Annotated in this window: 14 protein-coding genes and 3 pseudogenes; 4 read left to right on the top strand and 13 right to left on the bottom strand. The window is 65.2% G+C overall.

Translation table 11 applies throughout. The features are described from left to right. Window positions 1–62: 62 nt before the first annotated feature. Window positions 63–1,877 (bottom strand): glycosyltransferase family 2 protein, encoded by a 1,815-nt coding sequence (locus tag LRS09_RS17025; protein WP_257808010.1) that lies wholly within the window; start codon window positions 1,875–1,877, stop codon window positions 63–65. A 230-nt stretch (window positions 1,878–2,107) separates the two neighbouring features. Here LRS09_RS17025 and LRS09_RS17020 point away from each other — a divergent pair, with 230 nt between their 5' ends. After that, window positions 2,108–2,983 carry a transporter substrate-binding domain-containing protein gene (locus LRS09_RS17020; protein ID WP_374684851.1) on the top strand — a complete coding sequence of 292 codons (876 nt, stop codon included), beginning with the start codon at window positions 2,108–2,110 and terminating at the stop codon, window positions 2,981–2,983. On the opposite strand, the pseudogene LRS09_RS17015 reads toward LRS09_RS17020, so the two are convergent. Continuing rightward, window positions 2,977–3,793, bottom strand: a pseudogene (locus LRS09_RS17015) (sterol desaturase family protein). The gene LRS09_RS17020 and the pseudogene LRS09_RS17015 sit on opposite strands and share 7 nt — an antisense overlap. Continuing rightward, a complete protein-coding gene (locus LRS09_RS17010) occupies window positions 3,793–4,206 on the bottom strand; it encodes a tellurite resistance TerB family protein (protein ID WP_257808009.1) in 414 nt (137 codons plus the stop codon). Before LRS09_RS17010 ends, LRS09_RS17015 begins: the two are co-directional and overlap by 1 nt. An 87-nt stretch (window positions 4,207–4,293) precedes the next feature. On the opposite strand from LRS09_RS17010, the gene LRS09_RS17005 reads away from it, so the two are divergent. The 3 genes and pseudogenes from LRS09_RS17005 (at window position 4,294) to LRS09_RS16995 (ending at window position 6,747) form a co-directional block, all read left to right on the top strand. Beyond that, a complete protein-coding gene (locus tag LRS09_RS17005) occupies window positions 4,294–4,560 on the top strand; it encodes a type II toxin-antitoxin system Phd/YefM family antitoxin (RefSeq protein WP_257808008.1) in 267 nt (88 codons plus the stop codon). Then, window positions 4,557–4,994, top strand: coding sequence for a hypothetical protein (locus LRS09_RS17000; RefSeq protein WP_257808007.1), 438 nt, complete (start codon window positions 4,557–4,559; stop codon window positions 4,992–4,994). The genes LRS09_RS17005 and LRS09_RS17000 overlap by 4 nt, the downstream gene beginning before the upstream one ends. A gap of 75 nt (window positions 4,995–5,069) precedes the next feature. Beyond that, window positions 5,070–6,747: pseudogene (locus tag LRS09_RS16995) on the top strand (lysine--tRNA ligase). On the opposite strand, the gene LRS09_RS16990 reads toward LRS09_RS16995, so the two are convergent. From LRS09_RS16990 to LRS09_RS16945, 10 genes and pseudogenes are all read right to left on the bottom strand, one after another. Beyond that, entirely contained in the window at window positions 6,710–7,564 is an 855-nt protein-coding gene (locus LRS09_RS16990; protein WP_257808006.1) for a thermonuclease family protein, read from the bottom strand. The pseudogene LRS09_RS16995 and the gene LRS09_RS16990 sit on opposite strands and share 38 nt — an antisense overlap. Before the next feature lie 147 nt (window positions 7,565–7,711). Then, complete coding sequence (locus LRS09_RS16985; RefSeq protein ID WP_257808005.1) at window positions 7,712–8,356, bottom strand: helix-turn-helix transcriptional regulator; 645 nt, start codon at window positions 8,354–8,356, stop codon at window positions 7,712–7,714. Window positions 8,357–8,439: 83 nt separating this feature from the next. Next, complete coding sequence (locus LRS09_RS16980) at window positions 8,440–9,057, bottom strand: 2-hydroxychromene-2-carboxylate isomerase (protein ID WP_257808004.1); 618 nt, start codon at window positions 9,055–9,057, stop codon at window positions 8,440–8,442. A 62-nt stretch (window positions 9,058–9,119) separates the two neighbouring features. After that, on the bottom strand, window positions 9,120–9,659 hold the full coding sequence (locus tag LRS09_RS16975) for a thioesterase family protein (protein WP_257808003.1): 540 nt from the start codon (window positions 9,657–9,659) through the stop codon (window positions 9,120–9,122). A gap of 145 nt (window positions 9,660–9,804) precedes the next feature. Further along, a complete protein-coding gene (locus LRS09_RS16970; RefSeq protein WP_257808002.1) occupies window positions 9,805–12,024 on the bottom strand; it encodes a 3-hydroxyacyl-CoA dehydrogenase NAD-binding domain-containing protein in 2,220 nt (739 codons plus the stop codon). Between the two features lie 197 nt (window positions 12,025–12,221). After that, complete coding sequence (locus LRS09_RS16965) at window positions 12,222–13,430, bottom strand: acetyl-CoA C-acetyltransferase (protein ID WP_257808001.1); 1,209 nt, start codon at window positions 13,428–13,430, stop codon at window positions 12,222–12,224. Window positions 13,431–13,494: 64 nt separating this feature from the next. After that, entirely contained in the window at window positions 13,495–13,950 is a 456-nt protein-coding gene (locus LRS09_RS16960; RefSeq protein WP_257808000.1) for an OsmC family protein, read from the bottom strand. Window positions 13,951–13,957: 7 nt separating this feature from the next. Continuing rightward, on the bottom strand, window positions 13,958–15,130 hold the full coding sequence (locus tag LRS09_RS16955) for an acyl-CoA dehydrogenase family protein (protein ID WP_257807999.1): 1,173 nt from the start codon (window positions 15,128–15,130) through the stop codon (window positions 13,958–13,960). 65 nt (window positions 15,131–15,195) lie between these two features. Further along, window positions 15,196–16,993, bottom strand: a pseudogene (locus tag LRS09_RS16950) (acyl-CoA dehydrogenase C-terminal domain-containing protein). Between the two features lie 183 nt (window positions 16,994–17,176). Then, complete coding sequence (locus tag LRS09_RS16945; protein WP_257810226.1) at window positions 17,177–17,647, bottom strand: MerR family DNA-binding transcriptional regulator; 471 nt, start codon at window positions 17,645–17,647, stop codon at window positions 17,177–17,179. Window positions 17,648–18,541: the final 894 nt, after the last annotated feature.

Genomic DNA, 18,541 nt, shown 5'->3' with positions numbered 1-18,541 from the left:
CTCCCAGTGATGCGGGCGGGTGAACAGCTGGAACAGCGCGCGCCAGGCGGCGGCGGACATCATCATCCAGTAGAGCGGCGTAAACAGGACGATCTTCCAGAACCCCCGCCGCGCCGGCGGCCGGCTCGCGCGCCAGCCGAGCAGCAGGAACGCGCCGCCCCAGGACGAGATTGAAGGCATCCATGGCGAAGAAAAAGAACTGCAGCGGGGTCAGCCCCCCCGGCAGCGATCGCCCTCGCCGCAAGAAAAATCCCCGTCACCAGCAGCATGGGATGCAGCAGCGACGAGACAAGCAGGCCTGCCAGCAGGATCTGGACCGCAGCGAAGGAGCGTAGGCCGATATCGGATGCGAGTTCCGCCGGGTTGCGCATGTGGACAAGCCATGTCTGCGCCCAGCCCTTCAGCCAGCGCGTGCGCTGCTTCAGCCACACGATCGATCGTTCCGGCGCCTCCTCGCCCGTGGGAGAGAAGATCACGCCCGTCCGGTAGCCGTAGCGCGCGAGGCGGACACCAAGGTCAGCATCCTCGGTGACGTTGTAGGGATCCCACGCGCCCACCTCTTCGAGCGCGGAGCGGCGGAAATGATTGGACGTGCCGCCGAGCGGAAGAAACAGCCCCTTCCTCGCGAGATAAGGCAGGAAGCGGTGGAACAGGGCCGCGTATTCGAATGCAAACATGCGCGGAAGGATGCCGGCCGCGCCGTTGTCGATCTCGAGCGGCGCCTGCAGGCAAGCCAGATCTTCTTCCTCCGTGTGGAAGCGGCTCCACGCCTCGTAGAGCTGGAGCGGATGTGGCCGATCTTCCGCATCGTAGACCGCGATGAACTCGCCGCGTGTGAGCGGAAGTGCGTAGGTCAACGCGTTGGGTTTGGTGCCGGGCATGCCGCGCGGCACCTCGATGATCTCCACCCAAGGCCGCAGGCCGTGCACGCGCAGCGCCTCGATCGTGCTGCGGTCGTCGTCCTCGCAAACGAACTTCACCTCGAGCCGCGCCCGCGGCCAGGAGATACGTCCGAGTGCCGACAGGAGATCCGGCAGCACGTCGGCCTCGTCGCGCAGTGCCACGACGATCGAATAGACCGGCAGCGTCGAAGGATCGAGGCCGACCGCGCTCACCCGCGGCCGGGAGATTTTTCCGAACGCAGCGGCGAGCCGTATCCACACGCAGCAGAAAAAGAAGAAGGTCGCGCACAGGTGCAGGGCGAGCAGGGCCCACACTGGCGCGAAGATGAACGCTGTTGCGAGACTGACGACGAGGCCGCCGAACAGCGTCCCCTGCCAGCCGTTCGCCACCAGCCTGGCGGAAAAGCGCGGTTGCGCCGCGAACAGCCCATCGCGGGTGGCGGCCGTGAGGCGCGGGGCGGCTATCTCGATCAGTGCGCGGCGAACGGCTGACGGAGGCACGATGCAGATGCGCTCGGCAAGCCCAGGCGCATCTTGGATCAGACGCCGAATGCGAGGACAATCACCCGGTCTCGGCGCCGTGACATAAGTGACGAAGCCGCCGGCGCCGATCACCTGGAGCAGCCGGGACTGGTTGCCTTTCAACAGTCCGAGCGCGTCGCCGGCGTCGATCCGCAGTTCACGAGACGCAAGCTGCGGCCGAAAGGCCAAGCCGAGCTTCTTCGCGATCTGACAATAGAGCGCGTTTTCGTCCACGGCGCCCGAGGCAAGCAGCTCGTCCGGCAGGCTGGTGCCACAGCGTTCGGCCGTCAGGGCGAGATCGGCCGCACGCTGCGGCGAGACTCCCAGCCGCCGCAGCAGCGCCGACCATTCGTCGAGTTCTGCGCGCGCCCGGGGCGTGAGCGCAGGCAGGCGTGCGCCGAACGCAGCCGCCGCCGTCCTTCCCCCTGCATCTGACACGTCCGCAACGGACATGCACGCCCCCGCAGCATGGCGCACGCGCGCACGCATCCGGCGCCGCACACTGCCCCGATCCAAAACTGCTCATGCATGTTGATCGGCCGCTGCCCCAAGCAGCCGAATTCCCCAATGGGTTGCACTTTTGCAAAGACGCACCCGTCCGTCAATGCCACCACTTTTCCGTGTGATGTCGACGCCGTGTCGGCGTTTGCCGCAATCCCGCGCTATGCTATGCCGCATCGATCATGTGCGCCGGCCCGATCCGGCGGAGACAGCCGGAGAGCTTCTTGACACGACTGCTGGCGATCCTGGCCGTGCTGGCCACGCTGTGCGGAGCCGCCCTGTCCGCGGAGCCGCAGATCCCCAACTTCTGGGACCCGAAGGAGCGATTGCCCAAGCCGCAGCTCGAAGGGCTCCAGCGGCTGCGCTTCTTGACCACCGTCGACTTCCCGCCCTTCAATTACATCGATTCCGAAGGCCGGCTCGCCGGTTTCCATGTCGATCTGGCGCGGCGCATCTGCGCGGAACTCGGCATCAGCGACAAATGCCAGATCCAGGCCCTGCCGTGGCCGGAACTCGAAGACGCGCTCGCGAAGGGCGACGGCGAGGCGATCCTGGCCGGGCTCGCCATCACGCCTGCCACGCGGGAGAGCTACGTCTTCACCCGGCCATACCTCCAGTTTCCCGCCCGCTTCGTCATGCAGAAGGCGAATGCGGTCGCCGAGCCTCTCCATGTGGCCCTGTCCGGCAAGCGTATCGGGGTCATGGCCGGCTCGGCGCATGAGAAGATCCTGCGCAGCTATTTCGGCGACGTGAAGCCGGTCACCTACAGCCGTCCCGAATGGCTCTACGAGGACCTGCGCGCCGGCAAGATCGACGGCGCCTTCGGCGACGGGATGCGGCTGTCGTTCTGGCTCGTCGGTTCGGACTCGCAGGCGTGCTGCCGGTTCGTCGGCGGCCCCTATCTCGCGCCGGAACAGCTCGGCCTCGGTCTCGCAATCGCGGTCAGGCCGTCGGAGGCGGCACTTGCCGATGCCTTCAACTTCGCGCTGCGCGAACTGCAGGCCAACGGCTCCTTTGCCGAGCTTTACCTCCGCTACTTCCCGGTCAGCTTCTACTGATCGCCGCGCCGGAAAGGCAGCCGCATCGACCATACGAGGGACGCGGATTCGTTGTCCCGCCATTCGGCGAGCCCGATGTCCATCGCGTCGTGCCCCTTGGCCGGTTGATCGTTGTAGGTACCCGAACAGCCTGTCCCAGAAGGGAAGGTTGAAGCCGTAGTTCGAATCCATTTCCCGTCGGATGGTCGAGTGGTGAACCCGGTGCATGTCCGGCGTCACCAGGACCCGCCTGAGCACGCGGTCGAACGGCAGCGGCAGGCGGACATTGGAATGGTTGAACATCGCCGTCCCGTTGAGCACAATCTCGAACACCAGCACCGCGACGACCGGAGGCCCAAGCAGGACGACGACCGCGGCCTTCCAGACCATGGAGAGCAGGATCTCCAGCGGATGGAAGCGCAGCCCGGTCGTGACGTCGAAGCCATTGTCGGCGTGGTGCATGCGGTGGATCCGCCACAGCAACGGGATCTTATGGCTCGCCAGATGTTCGAGCCAGACGGCGAAGTCGAGGATGATGAAAGCCAGGATACCGGCGATGAGCGGATCGAAGCCGATCGCGCGCAAGATGCCCCAGCCGTTCGCCTCAGCCCAGACCGCGGCACCGACAGAGGCCGCCGGAAACACCAGCCGCAGAAGAATGGACGACAGCACGACCATCGACAGGTTCGTAAACCAGCGTCTCGTCTTCAGCGCGCCGACCATCTCGGGACGTTCGAGCCGCGGCGAGATGAGTTCGAAGACGGCCATTCCGCCGAAGATCGCGAGAAACGCCGCGAGGCGGACCGCACCTTCGGAAGGCAGCGCGTCCATCAGGTCAGCGTGCGATGGCGCGCCTTGGCCGAAATCTCGATGGCGCGCGCCGTGTCGGCATCGATCGCCAGCCAGGACCGCAGGCGCTCCAGCACCCGCCGCTCCTCCAGCCGCATCTCGCGGTCGACGACCGCAACCTCGACGGCAGCGGCATAGGCCGTGTCGTGCAGGTGAAGCGGGACGCTCTCGAGCACTAGGCCGAACACCTTGTCGAGCCCGCCCTCTTCCTGCAGCAGCTTCTGGCAGTCGCGCGCGGCCTCGACCAGCCGGCTCGGATCGTAGTCCATGAAGATCGGCCAGGACTGCACGGAATCGCCGATATGGGCGAGCTCGGCATCGTTCATCTCTCGATCCGAGGCGGAGGTCACCACCATCAGATAGATCAGGGCTTCATGGGCGGAGGGTTTTGGCACGATGCGGTTCCTATGCTATGGACGAGAAGGTAGGCGGCGTGTTTCTCCGTTACAAGCGCCGAGCCGCCGTCAGGAAAGATGGCTTTGATGACCAGGATCGTCTCGACCAGCGAGTTTCAACGGGATTTCGAGCGTTTTCAGGAAGAGGCCAAGGCTGAGCCGATCGCTATCTCTCGCGACGGCCATGCGGAATCCGTGCTGATGTCGGCAGAAATGTACGACCTCGTCGTGAAGGGGCGCATCGCTCGTTCCGTCGCCGACTTCGACGAAGCGACACTCGAAGCGATCCGTAACAGCAAGGTTCCGGGGGAGTTCGATCACCTCGACGCCCTGCTCGGCGATTGGAAGCCTTGACCTTACCGGTTCCCATTCCCGGTCTAGTCATCAATTATTCGTATCTGTGGTGGTCTGAAGACCGTGCCGGACTAGACGAGGGCCTCAAGGACCGGCCTTGCGTCATCGCTGCAATCCGCAACTTGGAACCGCGCCTGCTCATCGCGACGGTGTTGCCCATCACCCATGCGATTCCAAAACAAAGCGATGAAGCAGTCGAAATGCCGCCACAAGTCAAGGCGCATCTCGGTCTTGACGGTGAGCGATCTTACGTCGTGGTGACCGAAGCCAACGACTTCATCTGGCCGGGACCGGATCTACGGCCGGTGTCGCGCAGCAAGCCGGGGCAGTTTCATTTTGGGGTCCTTCCGCCGCGCTTCTTCATTCACATCCGCGATCTTCTGCTCAAGATGCATTCCGAGGCGCGGTTGAAGCGCGTGTCGCGCACCGATTGATCCGGCTTTTCCTTGACACCGTCAGACAAATGCACCTAGCAAGCCGCGCCGAAGCCGGCCAACAAGGTAGATGTCATGACCGCCCCCGCTCCCATCATAACGCCCGAGATCGTTGCCGCGGCGCATGAGAGCAAAGCCTGGCCCTTCGAGGAGGCGAGGAAGATCGTCGCCCGCTACAAGGGGCGCGACTGGCCTGAGACCATCCTGTTCGAGACCGGATACGGGCCGTCTGGCCTGCCGCACATCGGCACGTTCGGCGAGGTGGCGCGCACGTCGATGGTGCGGCATGCCTTCCGCGTGCTGACCGAGGACAAGGTGCCGACGCGGCTCCTGTGCTTCTCCGACGACATGGACGGCATGCGCAAGATCCCGGACAACGTGCCGGACCGCGCCTTCCTCGAACCTTATCTGCATATGCCGCTCACCGTCGTGCCCAACCCGTTCGGGGGCGACTACGAGAGCTTCGGCCATCACAACAATGCGATGCTGCGGCGCTTCCTCGATACGTTCGGCTTCGACTACGAGTTCGCCAGCGCCACCGACTACTACAAGTCCGGCCGGTTCGATGCTGTGCTGCTGAAGGCCGCCGAAAAGTCACGACGACATCATGAACGTCATGCTGCCCACCCTCGGCCCCGAGCGGCAGGCGACGTACAGCCCTTTCCTGCCGATCTCGCCGCAGTCGGGCCGGGTGCTCTACGTGCCAATGAAGCACGTCGACGCCAAGGCCGGCACGATCACCTTCGAGGACGAGGACGGCACCGAGACGACGCTGCCCGTGACGGGCGGCGCGGTGAAGCTGCAGTGGAAGCCGGATTTCGGCATGCGCTGGGCGGCGCTCGGCGTCGACTTCGAGATGTTCGGCAAGGACCACCAGACCAATGCCGCGATCTACGACCGCATCTGCGTGATCCTGGGCGGGCGCGCGCCGGAGCATTTCGTCTACGAGCTCTTCCTGGACGAGGTCGGCCAGAAAATCTCCAAGTCGAAGGGCAACGGTCTGACCATCGACGAGTGGCTGACCTACGCGCCGACCGAGAGTCTCGGCCTCTACATGTTCCAGCGGCCCCGCCAGGCGAAGAAGCTCTATTTCGACGTCATCCCGAAGGCGGTGGACGAGTATTACGCGTTCCTCTCCGCCTATCCGCGGCAGGACTGGAAGGAGCGGCTCGGCAATCCGGTCTGGCACATGCATGACGGCCAGCCGCCGCCGATCGACCTGCCGGTGACGTTCGCGCTGCTGCTCAACCTCGTCAGCGCCTCCAACGCGCATGACCGCAACGTGCTCTGGGGCTTCATCTCGCGCTACGCGCCCGGCGTGACCGCGCAGACGCATCCTGAGCTCGACAGGCTCGCGGGCTACGCAATCCGTTACTACGACGACTTCGTGAAGCCGTCGAAAGTCTACCGCGCGCCGGACGAAGTCGAGCGCGCCGCGCTGGCGGAGCTCGCCGGCAAGCTGCGCGCCCTGCCCTCGGGCACCGACGGCGAGGTGATCCAGAACGCCGCGCTCGACGTGGCGCGCGAGATCGAGCGCTACCAGGATCACGAGAAGAAGAGCCCGACCGGCGGGCCGGGCGTTTCCGGAGCCTTCTTCCAGATGATCTACCAGGTGGTCATCGGCCAGGAACGCGGACCGCGCTTCGGCTCCTTCGCCGCCCTCTACGGCGCGAAGGAAACCGCGGCCCTCATCGATCGGGCGCTGGCGGGAGAGCTCAGCGGAGCGGCGAAGACGGCGGCGGCAGCGGGCTGAGACCGGGCGAGGCTTCGCCCGGCCCGGTAGCTTCCGGCGCTGCCGGGGGCTGCCCCTCGGACGTGCCGTCCGACTGCGACGCGCCGGTCTCGGGCGGCAGGATCGATATGTCTCCGGCTTCCGCCGGTTCCTGCGCAGTCCCGCTCGCCGGCAGGTCGACCGGAGACGAGAGCTCGGGAGGCAGGGCGGCCGGACCCTTGCCGTAGATGCCGCGACCGGCGTCCCGCGCGGCCATGGCCTTCCCCGCATATTTGTCGCCGCTCGCCCGCGCCCAGCCGTTCTCGACCAGCCATTCGCCGATGTCGCGCGGGCCGACGCGGCACGTGGTCGACAGTCGGTCGGGTACCTCGCCTTCGGGAAAGTCGCAGGTTACCGCACGGCTGCGCAGGAAAGAGCGGAACGCGGTGCGCGCAGCGCGGCCGCACGGCCACTCGCCGCCTTCGGGACGCGCGCAGGCCTCCCCATCTCCCACGACATCGACATCCGAGATGATGATCGTGCGCCCGCCCGCGGCGATCACGCCCGCGGCCTCGGCGACAGGTTGGAACAGGAGCGGCTTGGGCGGAGGCTTCTTCGGCGGCGCGGCCGGCGCGATCACGCTCAGCGGCGGACGCGGATCGACGCGCTCGAGCGTGCCCGGATCAACCGGCGGAACGGCGATGATCGACGGTCCGACCGCACGGGGCGAAGGAGCAGCAGGCGGAGGGGGTGGCGAGGCCGGAACAGGCTCTGCCTGGGCCGTGACCGAAGGCGCTGGAGGCGGAGCAGGCGCCCGATCGGTCTTCGCTGGTTCAGGCGGCACCTCCGGCACGGGCATCGGCCGTCCCGGCACCGACTGGCGGATCTCGCTCGCCGGGTCCGGTCGCAGCTCCTGCCGGCCGAAGCTGTAGGCCGTGACCGCAAGGGCTGCGACGGCTCCGGCCAGTCCGACGGCCGAGATGAGGAGGGGAGGCTTCGCACCGGCCTACTGGCTGGCCCAGACGATGCGCGCCACCCAGGCGATTTCGGTCGTCGGCACCGTGCGGACGGGATGTTCGGGGTTCAGCGACATCAGTTCGATCGCGCGGCTCGTCCGCCGTTCGAGCACCTTGGCCATCACCTCACCGCCATGGGTCTTCACCACCACGCGGTCGCCGCGGCGGATGCTTGCGTTGGGATCGACAATCAGCCGGTCTCCATGGCGATACAAAGGCAGCATGGAATCGCCCTGCACCTGGAGCGCATAGGCGCCGTCGCGGGCGCCCGCGGGAATCTCGACCAGATCCCACCCCTGCCCGGCAGGAAAACCTGCATCGTCGAAGAATCCGCCCGCGCCCGCCTGAGCGAAGCCGATCAGCGGCACCGAGGCAGGCTGCGCCGGCAGCCTGTCGGAGGCCGTCGGCCCTCTCACGAGATTGATGAACTCCTCGAGCGAGGCTCCGGTCGCCTCCATCACCTTGGCGAGCGATTCGGTTGACGGCCAGCGCGGGCGGCCGTCGACTGACTGCCGCTTGGATTTGTTGAACGCCGTCGAATCGAGTCCGGCGCGCTTGGCGAGGCCAGATGCGGAGAGCGAATAGCGCTCCGCGAGCGCGTCGATGGCAGCCCAAACACGGTCATGCGAGAGCATAGGCTCGTCCACGAACAGGAAAAAATACCTTTACCTGTATGTAGCTCTCCGCTCCGGGAGTGTCCAGTCGCGAGGCGCTTAACTCACAGCGGCTTGAAGGGCACCCGGCCGGAAGAGAGGGCGCGATCGAGCAGATCGATCCGGTCCTGCCCCCAGAACGGCTCGCCGGCGAGCACGTAGGAGGGAACCCCAGTCGCATCGACGTCGACGGCGTCCTGTGTGTTTCGCGCCCGGATCGCAGCGGTCTCCGGCTCATTCGCACGCGCCAGGATCGCGTCCGCGTCGAAACCCGCAGCCTTCAGCAGTTCGGCCAGCGTCGCTTCGTCCGCAATGTTCTTTTCATCCGCCCAGACCGCGCTGAAAACGCTGTCCATGTAGGCGAGTGGATCGCCGCCGGACTGAAGGATCGCGATGATCGCGTGATCGGCCAGTGTCGGATTGACGGGAAAGAATTTCGGTTTCGGATTGAGCTTGCGCCCGCGCATCTCGGCGAAACGCTGGAGTTCTATGAAACGATAACGCTGGCGCACCGCGGGCCGCTCGCCGAGCGCGACCTGGCCCGACACCTTGAACATCTCGCCGAGGTTGACCGGCTTCACGACCAGTGTCGCGCCGTGGCGCTCCGCCACCTGCTGGATGGGGCGATGGCCGAGATAGGTCCAGGGCGAAACGCAGGTCATGTAGTAGTCGATGGTGGGCATGTGCGGCTTATCCTCGTCGGTTTCGAGCGGCGCAGCACACTAGATGGACGTATGCCCCGCTATCAACCCTTCGCCAATGCGCGCAGTCCCGCATGCGAGGCCATGAAGATGCGCTCCTCCTCGGTCGGGCGGCGTGGCGTGTATTCGTGACCGAGAATGGAAATGATCTCATCGATCGGGACGAAGCGCTTCCCGGTAGAATCATACACGCCCGCCGTCGTCATCACGAGCGCGGCGGTGCGGCCGTCGTCCAGCACGAAACGATGGCGGCCGATCATCTGCGTATCTTCCCAGGTCTCCACCGTTGAGACCACCTCGAACCACTTCCAGAGCCTGATCTCGCGAACGTAGACCGCCTGCAGGCCGCCCATCATCGGCGCCCAGCGGCGCTCGCGCGCGAGCGTGAACAGGCCGGCGCGCAGGAAGATGTCGATGCGGCCGATGTCGGCCAGCATCATGTAGCGCGCATTGTTCAGATGAAGGTTCGTGTCGATGTCGGTCGGCAGGCAGCGGAACGAAAGGCGGCTTTCGCCGCCCATCCGGTAGGGCCCGCGCGACCTGGCGGTGAGCATCGTCCGCGCCAGGCGGCCCCACACGCACATGCAACGACTCCGCGTCTCCTTCTCCCCGTTCGACGGGGAGAAGGTGGTCCGAAGGACCGGATGAGGGGTTGCGCCGGCAATCGGGGAAGCGTGCACCGCCCCACCTGCCCGCCGGCATCTCTCCCCGTGAACGGGGAGAGGAAAGTCAGGCCGCCTTCTTCGCTTCGTCCTTGTAGGGGTTGAAGCGCTGGTAGAAGGTCTCGCCCTTGTCGGCCATGTCGACGAGAAGCTTCGGCGCCTTGAACTGCTTGCCGTACTGCTTCTGCAGGTCCTTGGCGAGCTTGACGAAGGCCTTGGCGCCCATGCCGTCGATGTAGGACAGCGCGCCGCCGGTGTAAGGCGCGAAGCCGAAGGCGAGGATCGAGCCGACATCCGCCTCGCGCGGGTCGACCACGATGCCTTCCTCCATCACGCGGGCAGCCTCCAGCGCGATCGTCACAAGGAAGCGCTGCTTCAGCACCTCGACGTCGATCTTGTCCGGATCCTGCTGCTTGTAGAGGTCCTTGAGGCCGGGCCAGAGCTTCTTTTTCGCGGGCTTTGCCGGATAGTCGTAGAAGCCCTTGCCGTTCTTGCGGCCGAAGCGGCCGTGCGTGTCGACCATCGTGTTGATCAGCGCGAACTGCTCCCGGTCGACGGCCTTCTCGCCGAGGTCGCGGATGGTCTGCTTCATGATCTTCTGCGCGAGGTCGACCGCCGTCTCGTCGGTCAGCGCCAGCGGACCGACCGGCATGCCGGCCATCTTCGCCGCGTTCTCGATCATCGCCGGCGGCACGCCCTCGATGAGCATCTGGTAGCTCTCCGACATGTAGCGCAGCACGCAGCGGTTGACGTAGAAGCCGCGCGTGTCGTTGACGACGATCGGCGTCTTCTTGATGGCGCGGACATAGTCGATCGCCATCGCGACGGCCTTGTCGCCCGTCTTCTTGCCGAGAATGATCTCGACCAGCATCATCTTGTCGACCGGCGAGAAGAAGTGGATGCCAACGAAGTTCTTCGGCCGTTTCGAGTTCGTCGCGAGCGAGGTGATTGGAATGGTCGAGGTGTTGGAGGCGAAGATGGCCGCCGGCTTGAGCACCGCCTCAGCCTTCTCGGTCACGCCCTTCTTGATCTCGGAATCCTCGAACACGGCCTCGACCACCATGTCGCAGCCGTCGAGCAGCGCGTAGTCGTCGGTCGCGGTGATGAGCGCGAGCAGCTTCTCCTTCTGCTCGGCCGTCGCGCGGCCCTTCTTGATCAGCCCGTCCATCAGGCCGGCGGAATGCGCCTTGCCCTTCTCGGCGGCCGGGATGTCGCGGTCGATCAGAACGACCGGGATGCCCGCCTGCGCGGTGACATAGGCGATGCCGGCGCCCATGAAGCCGGCGCCGAGGACGCCGATCTTCTTGAACTTCGTCTCCGGCACGCCTTCCGGACGGCGCGCGCCCTTGTTGAGCTCCTGCAGCGACACGAACAGCGAGCGGATCATCATCGCCGCCTCGGTCGTCTGCATGATCTCGGTAAAGTAGCGCTGCTCGATCCTGAGCGCGGTATCGAACGGCACGAGCAGGCCCTCATAGACGCATTTCAGGATTGCCGACGCCGCCGGATAGTTGCCGTAGGTCTCACGGCGCAGGATGGCGATCGCCGGGGGCCAGAGATTGGCGCCGGCAGCCGAATAGACCGGGCCGCCGGGCAGCTTGAAGCCCTTCTCGTCCCACGGCTGCACCGGCTTCAGGCCGCCCTTGATCAGATCCTTGGCTGTCTCGATCAGCTTGTCGGCCGGTGCCACCGCCGTGATCAGGTTCATCGCCTTCGCCTTGGCGGGCGACAGGTTCTGGCCCGAGGTCAGCATCTGGAGAGCCGCCTGCGTGTCCGCAAGCCGCGGCACGCGCTGGGTGCCGCCGGCGCCGGGGAACAGGCCGACCTTGATCTCCGGCAGGGCCATCTTGACCTTGTCCGAATCCGCCGCGACGCGGGCGTGGCAGGACAGCGACAGCTCGAACGCGCCGCCCATGCAGGTACCGTTGATCGCCGAGACCCACGGTTTGCCGCTGGTCTCGAGCTTGCGGAACAGCTGGCTCATGTAGCCGGCGTTGTCGAACAGGGCCTTGGTCGCCTTGTCGGCATCCTTCAGCTTCTCCTTGGCAAAGACGCCGAGCATGCGCTGGAGCATGGTCAGGTCCGCGCCGCCCGAGAAGCTGTCCTTGCCGGACGTGATGACGGCGCCCTTGATCGCGGCGTCGGCCTTGACCTCGTCGACGATCCTGTCGAGCTCGCGCATCACCTCTTCGGTGAAGACGTTCATCGAGCGTCCGGGCATGTCCCAGGTGACGAGCGCAATCCCGTCGGCGTCGGTTTCGACCTTGAAGTTGGTGTAGGTGCTCATGTGGAGATCTCCCTCCTGGAATTTCGGTTTCGTCAGCGGACTGGCGCGACGGTGAAGCTGCGTCCCTCTCCCCGTTCACGGGGAGAGGATGCCGGCAGGCAGGTGAGGGGCGGCGCGAACCTGCGACCGTTGTCTCCTGCCCCTCATCCGGCCCTTCGGGCCACCTTCTCCCCGCAGGCGGGGAGAAGAAAGAGGCGTCAGACGCGCTCGATGATCGTCGCGGTGCCCATGCCCGCGCCGATGCACAGCGTGACGAGAGCGGTGTTGAGGTCGCGGCGCTCCAGCTCGTCGAGCACGGTGCCGAAGATCATCGCACCGGTGGCGCCGAGCGGATGGCCCATCGCGATGGCGCCGCCGTTGACGTTCATCTTCGCGTGATCGATGTCGAAGGCCTGCATATAGCGCAGCACGACCGAAGCGAAGGCCTCGTTGAGCTCGAACAGGTCGATGTCCGAGAGCTTCATCTTGGCCTGCTTGAGCAACTTCTCGGTCACGTCGACCGGTCCGGTCAGCATGATCGCCGGCTCCGAGCCGATATTGGTGAAGGCCTTGATGCGGGCGCGCGGCTTGAGCCCCATCGCCTTACCGCCCTTCTTGGAACCGAGCAGCACCGCGGCCGCACCGTCGACGATGCCGGAGGAATTGCCGGCGTGGTGAACGTGGTTGACCTCCTCCAGCTCGGGATAGCGCTGGATGGCGACGGCATCGAAGCCGCCCATCTCGCCCGGGATGGTGAAGGACGGATTGAGCGAGGCGAGCGACTGCATGTCGGTTGAGGGGCGCATATGCTCGTCATGGTCGAGGATGGTCAGGCCGTTCTGGTCCTTGATCGGCACGACCGAATTCTTGAAGTAGCCCTTCTCCCAGGCCTTCGCGGCGCGCTTCTGGCTCTCGACCGCATAGGCGTCGACGTCGTCGCGCGAGAAGCCGTATTTGGTGGCGATCACGTCGGCCGAGACGCCCTGCGGCACGAAGTAGGACGGCAGGCCGACCGACGGGTCCATGAACCAGGCGCCGCCCGACATGCCCATGCCGACGCGCGACATCGATTCGACGCCGCCCGAGATCACGATGTCGTCCTGGCCGGCGGCGATCTTGGCCGCACCGAGGTTGATCGCGTCGAGGCCAGATGCGCAGAAGCGCGAGAGCTGGATGCCGGGCGCCTTGGTGTCGTAGCCGGCCTCGAAGGTCGCGGCGCGCGGGATCACCGAGCCGGCCTCGCCGACCGGGTCGACGCAGCCGAAGACGATGTCGTCGACCGTGCCCGTGTCGAGCCCGTTGCGGTCGCGCACCGCCTCCAGAACCTTGGCCGCCAGGCGCACCGCCGGCACTTCGTGCAGGGAACCGTCCTTCTTGCCGCGTCCGCGCGGCGTGCGGACGGCGTCGTAGACATAAACCTCAGCCATTTCCTTGCTCCAGTTTCTAATTGCGCCGCGCTGGGCGGCGGCAGGCATTGCGTCGGCTGGCGGATCAGGCGGCCGGCTCGACGGTAATCTCGGTCTTCACCGAATTGGCGATAAAGCAGGCCTCGTGGGCCTTGTGATGAATCGCGTCGAGGTCGCCAGCGTCGCCAGACACCTCGACCTTGGGCCGCAGCGTCACTTTGGTGATCGAGGTGCGGCCGGCCGCATCCGTTTCCATAATGCCTTCAGCCTTGTCCTCGTAGGACAGCACCTCGACCTTGGCGCGGCGGGCGAAGTCCAGGAACCACAGCATGTGGCACGAGGCGATCGAGGCAACGAACATCTCTTCCGGGTCGACGCCGACGGGATTGGAGAACGGCTCTCGCACGATGTCAGGCGAAGCCGAACCCATGACGGTCGTGCCGCCGTCGAAGGCGATCTCGTGCACCCGCGTGTAGCGGCCGAGCGAGAAGTGGTCCCCTTCGTCCTGGCTCCAGCGGAGCGTGGCGATGTGCTTCGACATGTCGACCTCAGAGGCTCCGGGCGATCAGCACCTTCATGATCTCGTTCGTGCCGCCATAGATACGCTGCACGCGCGCGTCGCGATACATACGGGCGATCGGAAACTCATTCATGAAACCGTATCCGCCAAAGAGCTGGAGGCACTGGTCCACGACCTTGCCCTGCAGGTCGGAGAGCCAGTATTTCGCCATCGAGGCGGTCACCGGGTCCAGCCCGCCATTGACGTGGCGCTCGACGCAGTTGTTGTAGAAGACTCGGCCAACGGTGGCCTGCGTCTTCAGCTCGGCGAGCTTGAACTGCGTATTCTGGAATTCCAGGATCGACTTGCCGAACGCCTTGCGCTCCTTGACGTAGTCGATCGTTAGCGCGAGCGCCCTCTCGATCACCGAGATGACCGTGGTGCCGATCTGCAGGCGCTCCTGCGGCAGCTGCTGCATGAGCTGGATGAAGCCCTGCCCTTCCTCATGGCCGAGCAGGTTCGAGGTCGGCACGCGCACGTCGTTGAAGAACAGCTCCGACGTGTCGTTCGACTTCAGCCCGATCTTGTCGAGGTTGCGGCCGCGCTCGAAGCCCTCGACCTCGTCGGTCTCGACCACGATCAGCGAGGTGCCCTTGGCGCCCTTCGACGGATCGGTCTTGGTGACGACGATGATCAGGTTGGCGAGCTGGCCGTTGGTGATGAAGGTCTTGGAGCCGTTGATGCGGTACTGGTTGCCGTCCTTGTCGGCCCGCGTCTTGACGCCCTGGAGGTCGGATCCGGCGCCGGGCTCGGTCATGGCGATGGCGCCGATCAGTTCGCCGGTCGCCATCTTCGGCAGCCAGCGCTTCTTCTGCTCCTCGGAGCCGTAGTGCAGGATGTAGGGGGCGACGATGGAATTGTGCAGCGCGATGCCGAAGCCGTCCACGCCGACATGGCTGATCGCCTCGATGATCGCGCTCTCATGCGCGAAGGTGCCGCCGGAGCCGCCATATTCCTCGGGCATGGAGGCGCAGAGCAGCCCAGCCGCGCCGGCCTTCTCCCAGCTCTCGCGGTCGAAGATTTCGTTCTTCTCGAATTCCTCGTAGCGCGGCGCGATTTCCTCGGAGAGGAAGCGCGTCGCCATATCGTAGAGCATGGCGACGTCGTCGGTCACCCAGCGGGGCTTCGGCAGGTCAAGGACGGTTGCGGGATCTGCGGCCACTGGGTTCCTCCTGGCAGATGGCTTTATATAGTTCAAGCTTGAACAAAAGCAAGCGCAGACGCCGCCTAGAAGGCCTCCGCCGGCAGCTTCATCATCGTCTCGGCGCCGGTCGACAGGCGGGCGAGATGCGCCGCCGTCTCGGGCATCACGCGCTCCATGAAGTAGCGGCCGGTGACCAGCTTCGTCTCGTAGAACGACGCGTCGCCATTGGCGCCCTCGGCGAGCTTTTCGTGCGCCGTCTTGGCCATCTGGCCCCACATGTAGCCGAGCGCGACAAGGCCGAAGAGATGCATGTAGTCGGTCGAGGCCGCGCCCGCATTGTCGGGGTTCGCCATGCCGTTCTGCACCAGCCACATCGTCGCGGCCTGGAGGTCGTTCAGGCCCTTCTTCAGCGACTTGGTGTAAGGCGCCATCTTCTCGTCGGAGCGGTTCGCCTCGCAGAAGTCGCCGACCTCCTTGAAGAACGCCTGCACGGCACGGCCGCCGTTCATCGCCAGCTTGCGGCCGACGAGGTCCAGCGCCTGGATGCCGTTGGCGCCTTCGTAGATCATGGCGATGCGCGCATCGCGCACGAACTGGCTCATGCCGTGCTCTTCGATGTAGCCGTGGCCGCCGAACACCTGCTGCGCCATCACCGCATGGTCGAAGCCCTTGTCGGTCAGCACGCCCTTGATGATGGGGGTCATCAGGCCCATGTGGTCGTCGGCCACCTGGCGCTCCTTGTCGTCGCCGGAGCGGTGCGCCACGTCGGACTTGATCGCGGTCCACAGGATCAGCGCCCGGCCAGCCTCGTTGAACGACTTCATCGTCAGCAGGCTGCGGCGGATGTCGGGATGGACGATGATCGGATCGGCCTTCTTGTCCTTGGCCTTGGCGCCGGTCAGCGAGCGGCCCTGGATGCGCTCCTTCGCATAGGCGACGGCGTTCTGGTAGGCGATCTCGGACACCGAAAGGCCCTGCAGGCCAACGCCAAGGCGCGCCTCGTTCATCATCACGAACATGGCTTTCAGGCCGCCGTTCGCCTCGCCGAGGAGGAAGCCGCGCGCGCCGTCATAGTTCATCACGCAGGTGGCGTTGCCGTGGATACCCATCTTCTCCTCGATCGAACCGCAGGAGACAGCGTTGCGGTCGCCGATCGAGCCGTCTTCGCCGAGGTTGAACTTCGGCACGATGAAGAGAGAGATGCCCTTCACGCCCTCCGGCGCGCCCTCTATGCGGGCGAGCACCAGATGGATGATGTTCTCGGACATGTCGTGCTCGCCGGCCGAGATGAAGATCTTCTGGCCGGAGATGGCGTAGGAGCCGTCGCCGTTTGGGTACCGCCTTCGAGCGCAGCAGGCCGAGGTCGGTGCCGCAATGCGGCTCAGTCAGGTTCATCGTGCCCGTCCAGATGCCTTCGGCCATCTTCGGCACATAGGTGGACTTCTGCTCGTCCGAGCCATGGGCGAGGATCGCGGCGATCGCGCCTTGAGTCAGGCCCGGATACATCATCAGCGCCATGTTGGCGGATGACATGTATTCGCCGACGGCCGAGTGCACCGTGTAGGGCAGGCCCTGCCCGCCATATTCGGCCGGGATGGAGAGGCCGAGCCAGCCGCCCTCGCGATAGGCGTCGTAGCCCTCCTTGAAGCCCTTCGGCGTCGTCACCGAGCCGTCGTCATGGCGCTCGCACCCCTCGACGTCGCCGACGCGGTTCAGCGGATGCAGCACGTTCTCGGCGAGTTTCGCAGCCTCCCCCAGGATCGCCTCGAGGATGTCGGGAGTGGCGTCGGAGAAGCCCGGCAGGTTCGAATACCGCTCGTAACCGAGCACCTCATTCAACACGAAAAGCGTATCCTGAACCGGCGCGCGGTAAATCGGCATCTATTCCTCCAATGGCAGATCGGCATTCCGCCCGGCGGATGCGCCGGAAGGCGGATGTCTCGTTTAAGGTCCTCTAGCAAATATTGACGTTTGCGTAAACGTCAATATTTGTCGCGGGACATAAAAAACGAACGGCCGCCCCCGCGGGACGGCCGTGGCAAAATGCCAGAAAAGGAAAAGCGATCAGCCGTTCGCGGCGACCGGCTGACGGCTCGCCAGCGCCTTGCGCGCGACGTCCATCGCCTTGGTCAGATCGTCGATCGCTTCGTCGAGCGCCTCGCGCTGCTTCAGCAGTCGGCCCATCTGCTTCTCCGACTTGTCGAGCACCACCTTGAGCTGCTTCGTGTTCGGCCCCTTGGGATCATAGAGGTCGATCATGTGCTTCACGTCGCGAAGCGTGAAGCCGACCTTGCGGCCGAGCAGAATCAGACGGAGGCGGGCACGGTCGCGGCGGGTATAGAGCCGGGTCGTGCCTTCGCGTTTCGGATTGAGGAGCCCCTTGTCCTCATAGAAGCGCAGGGTGCGCAGCGTGACACCGAACATCTTGGCCATGTCGCCGATGCGGGCGAGATCCTCGCCATGCTCGGCAGATGCCCCGGTGGAACCATTTTCAAACGCATTCGCGGCGGTGTCAGCCGCCAGGACCAGTTTCATCATTGTTCTTGTGTCCGTTGCTAAAGGGTGCATCGGCGCCGGTGCGGCGACGCACGAAAGGTATGTCGCCGCGGCCGGCGAATCATCCTCGGTTTGACGATAAGAGTAAAGAGCGCAGCAAATGTGGCGTTCTTACGTTTACGTAAAGCATATACTGACCCTTCGCCGGCCAATCAAGTGACGCAATGACGCATCGGCCATGCGCCCGGCGCAGGGCTCGCAGGCAATTTGGTAATGTTGGTTAACGCCTTGTTTACCATATCCGGCGGAATGTGCGCTCGCCGGAACACAGTGGTTATCCTGTCTTGTGTGTTCACCGTCACCCGGATCGGCGGAAAACGAGCGCGCCGAGGCCAGCTTCGCACAGGCCTGAGCCGCTAACGATTCCGTGAGGAGCCTCCTTTTGGGGCCGGCGGAAGACGTCGGCTAAGGTTGAGAACAGGCGCGACCATGAACAGCAAGCGGTCCTATCTCGAGCAGCTCAACGCCGGCCGTCCGAGGCGCACCAGCTCGACGATCGACGAGATCGGGCGGACGCTCGACGCGATCGGCGCCCGGCTCGACCGGTCCAGGGAAGAGTCCCGGCCGCAGCTTCGCACCAGCGACCGCTACGCTGCGGAACGCACCTACTACCAGGACGAACCACGCTCGCGCGACTATGGGCAGCCTCAGCAGCACCGCGCCCAGTTCGGCTCCTCGATGCAGGATCTCGCCCGCTCCGTGGAGACCAACAGGCGTCAGGAGGAAGGCGTCGCGACGATTTCCAAGATCGCGACCGAGCTCAAGGGCATGCGCGAGGAACTGCGACAGCAGATGTCCAGCGGGCTGAGCCGCGAATTCGAGGCGCTGCGCGCCGATATCCAGCGCGCCTATTCGGCAGCCAATTCAGGCCTG

The organism is Mesorhizobium sp. J428, from assembly GCF_024699925.1.
In the GTDB taxonomy this organism is placed as follows: domain Bacteria; phylum Pseudomonadota; class Alphaproteobacteria; order Rhizobiales; family Rhizobiaceae; genus Mesorhizobium_A.
Note: the sequence above shows the minus strand (reverse complement) of the source record. Positions and strands in the feature narration are given on the sequence as shown.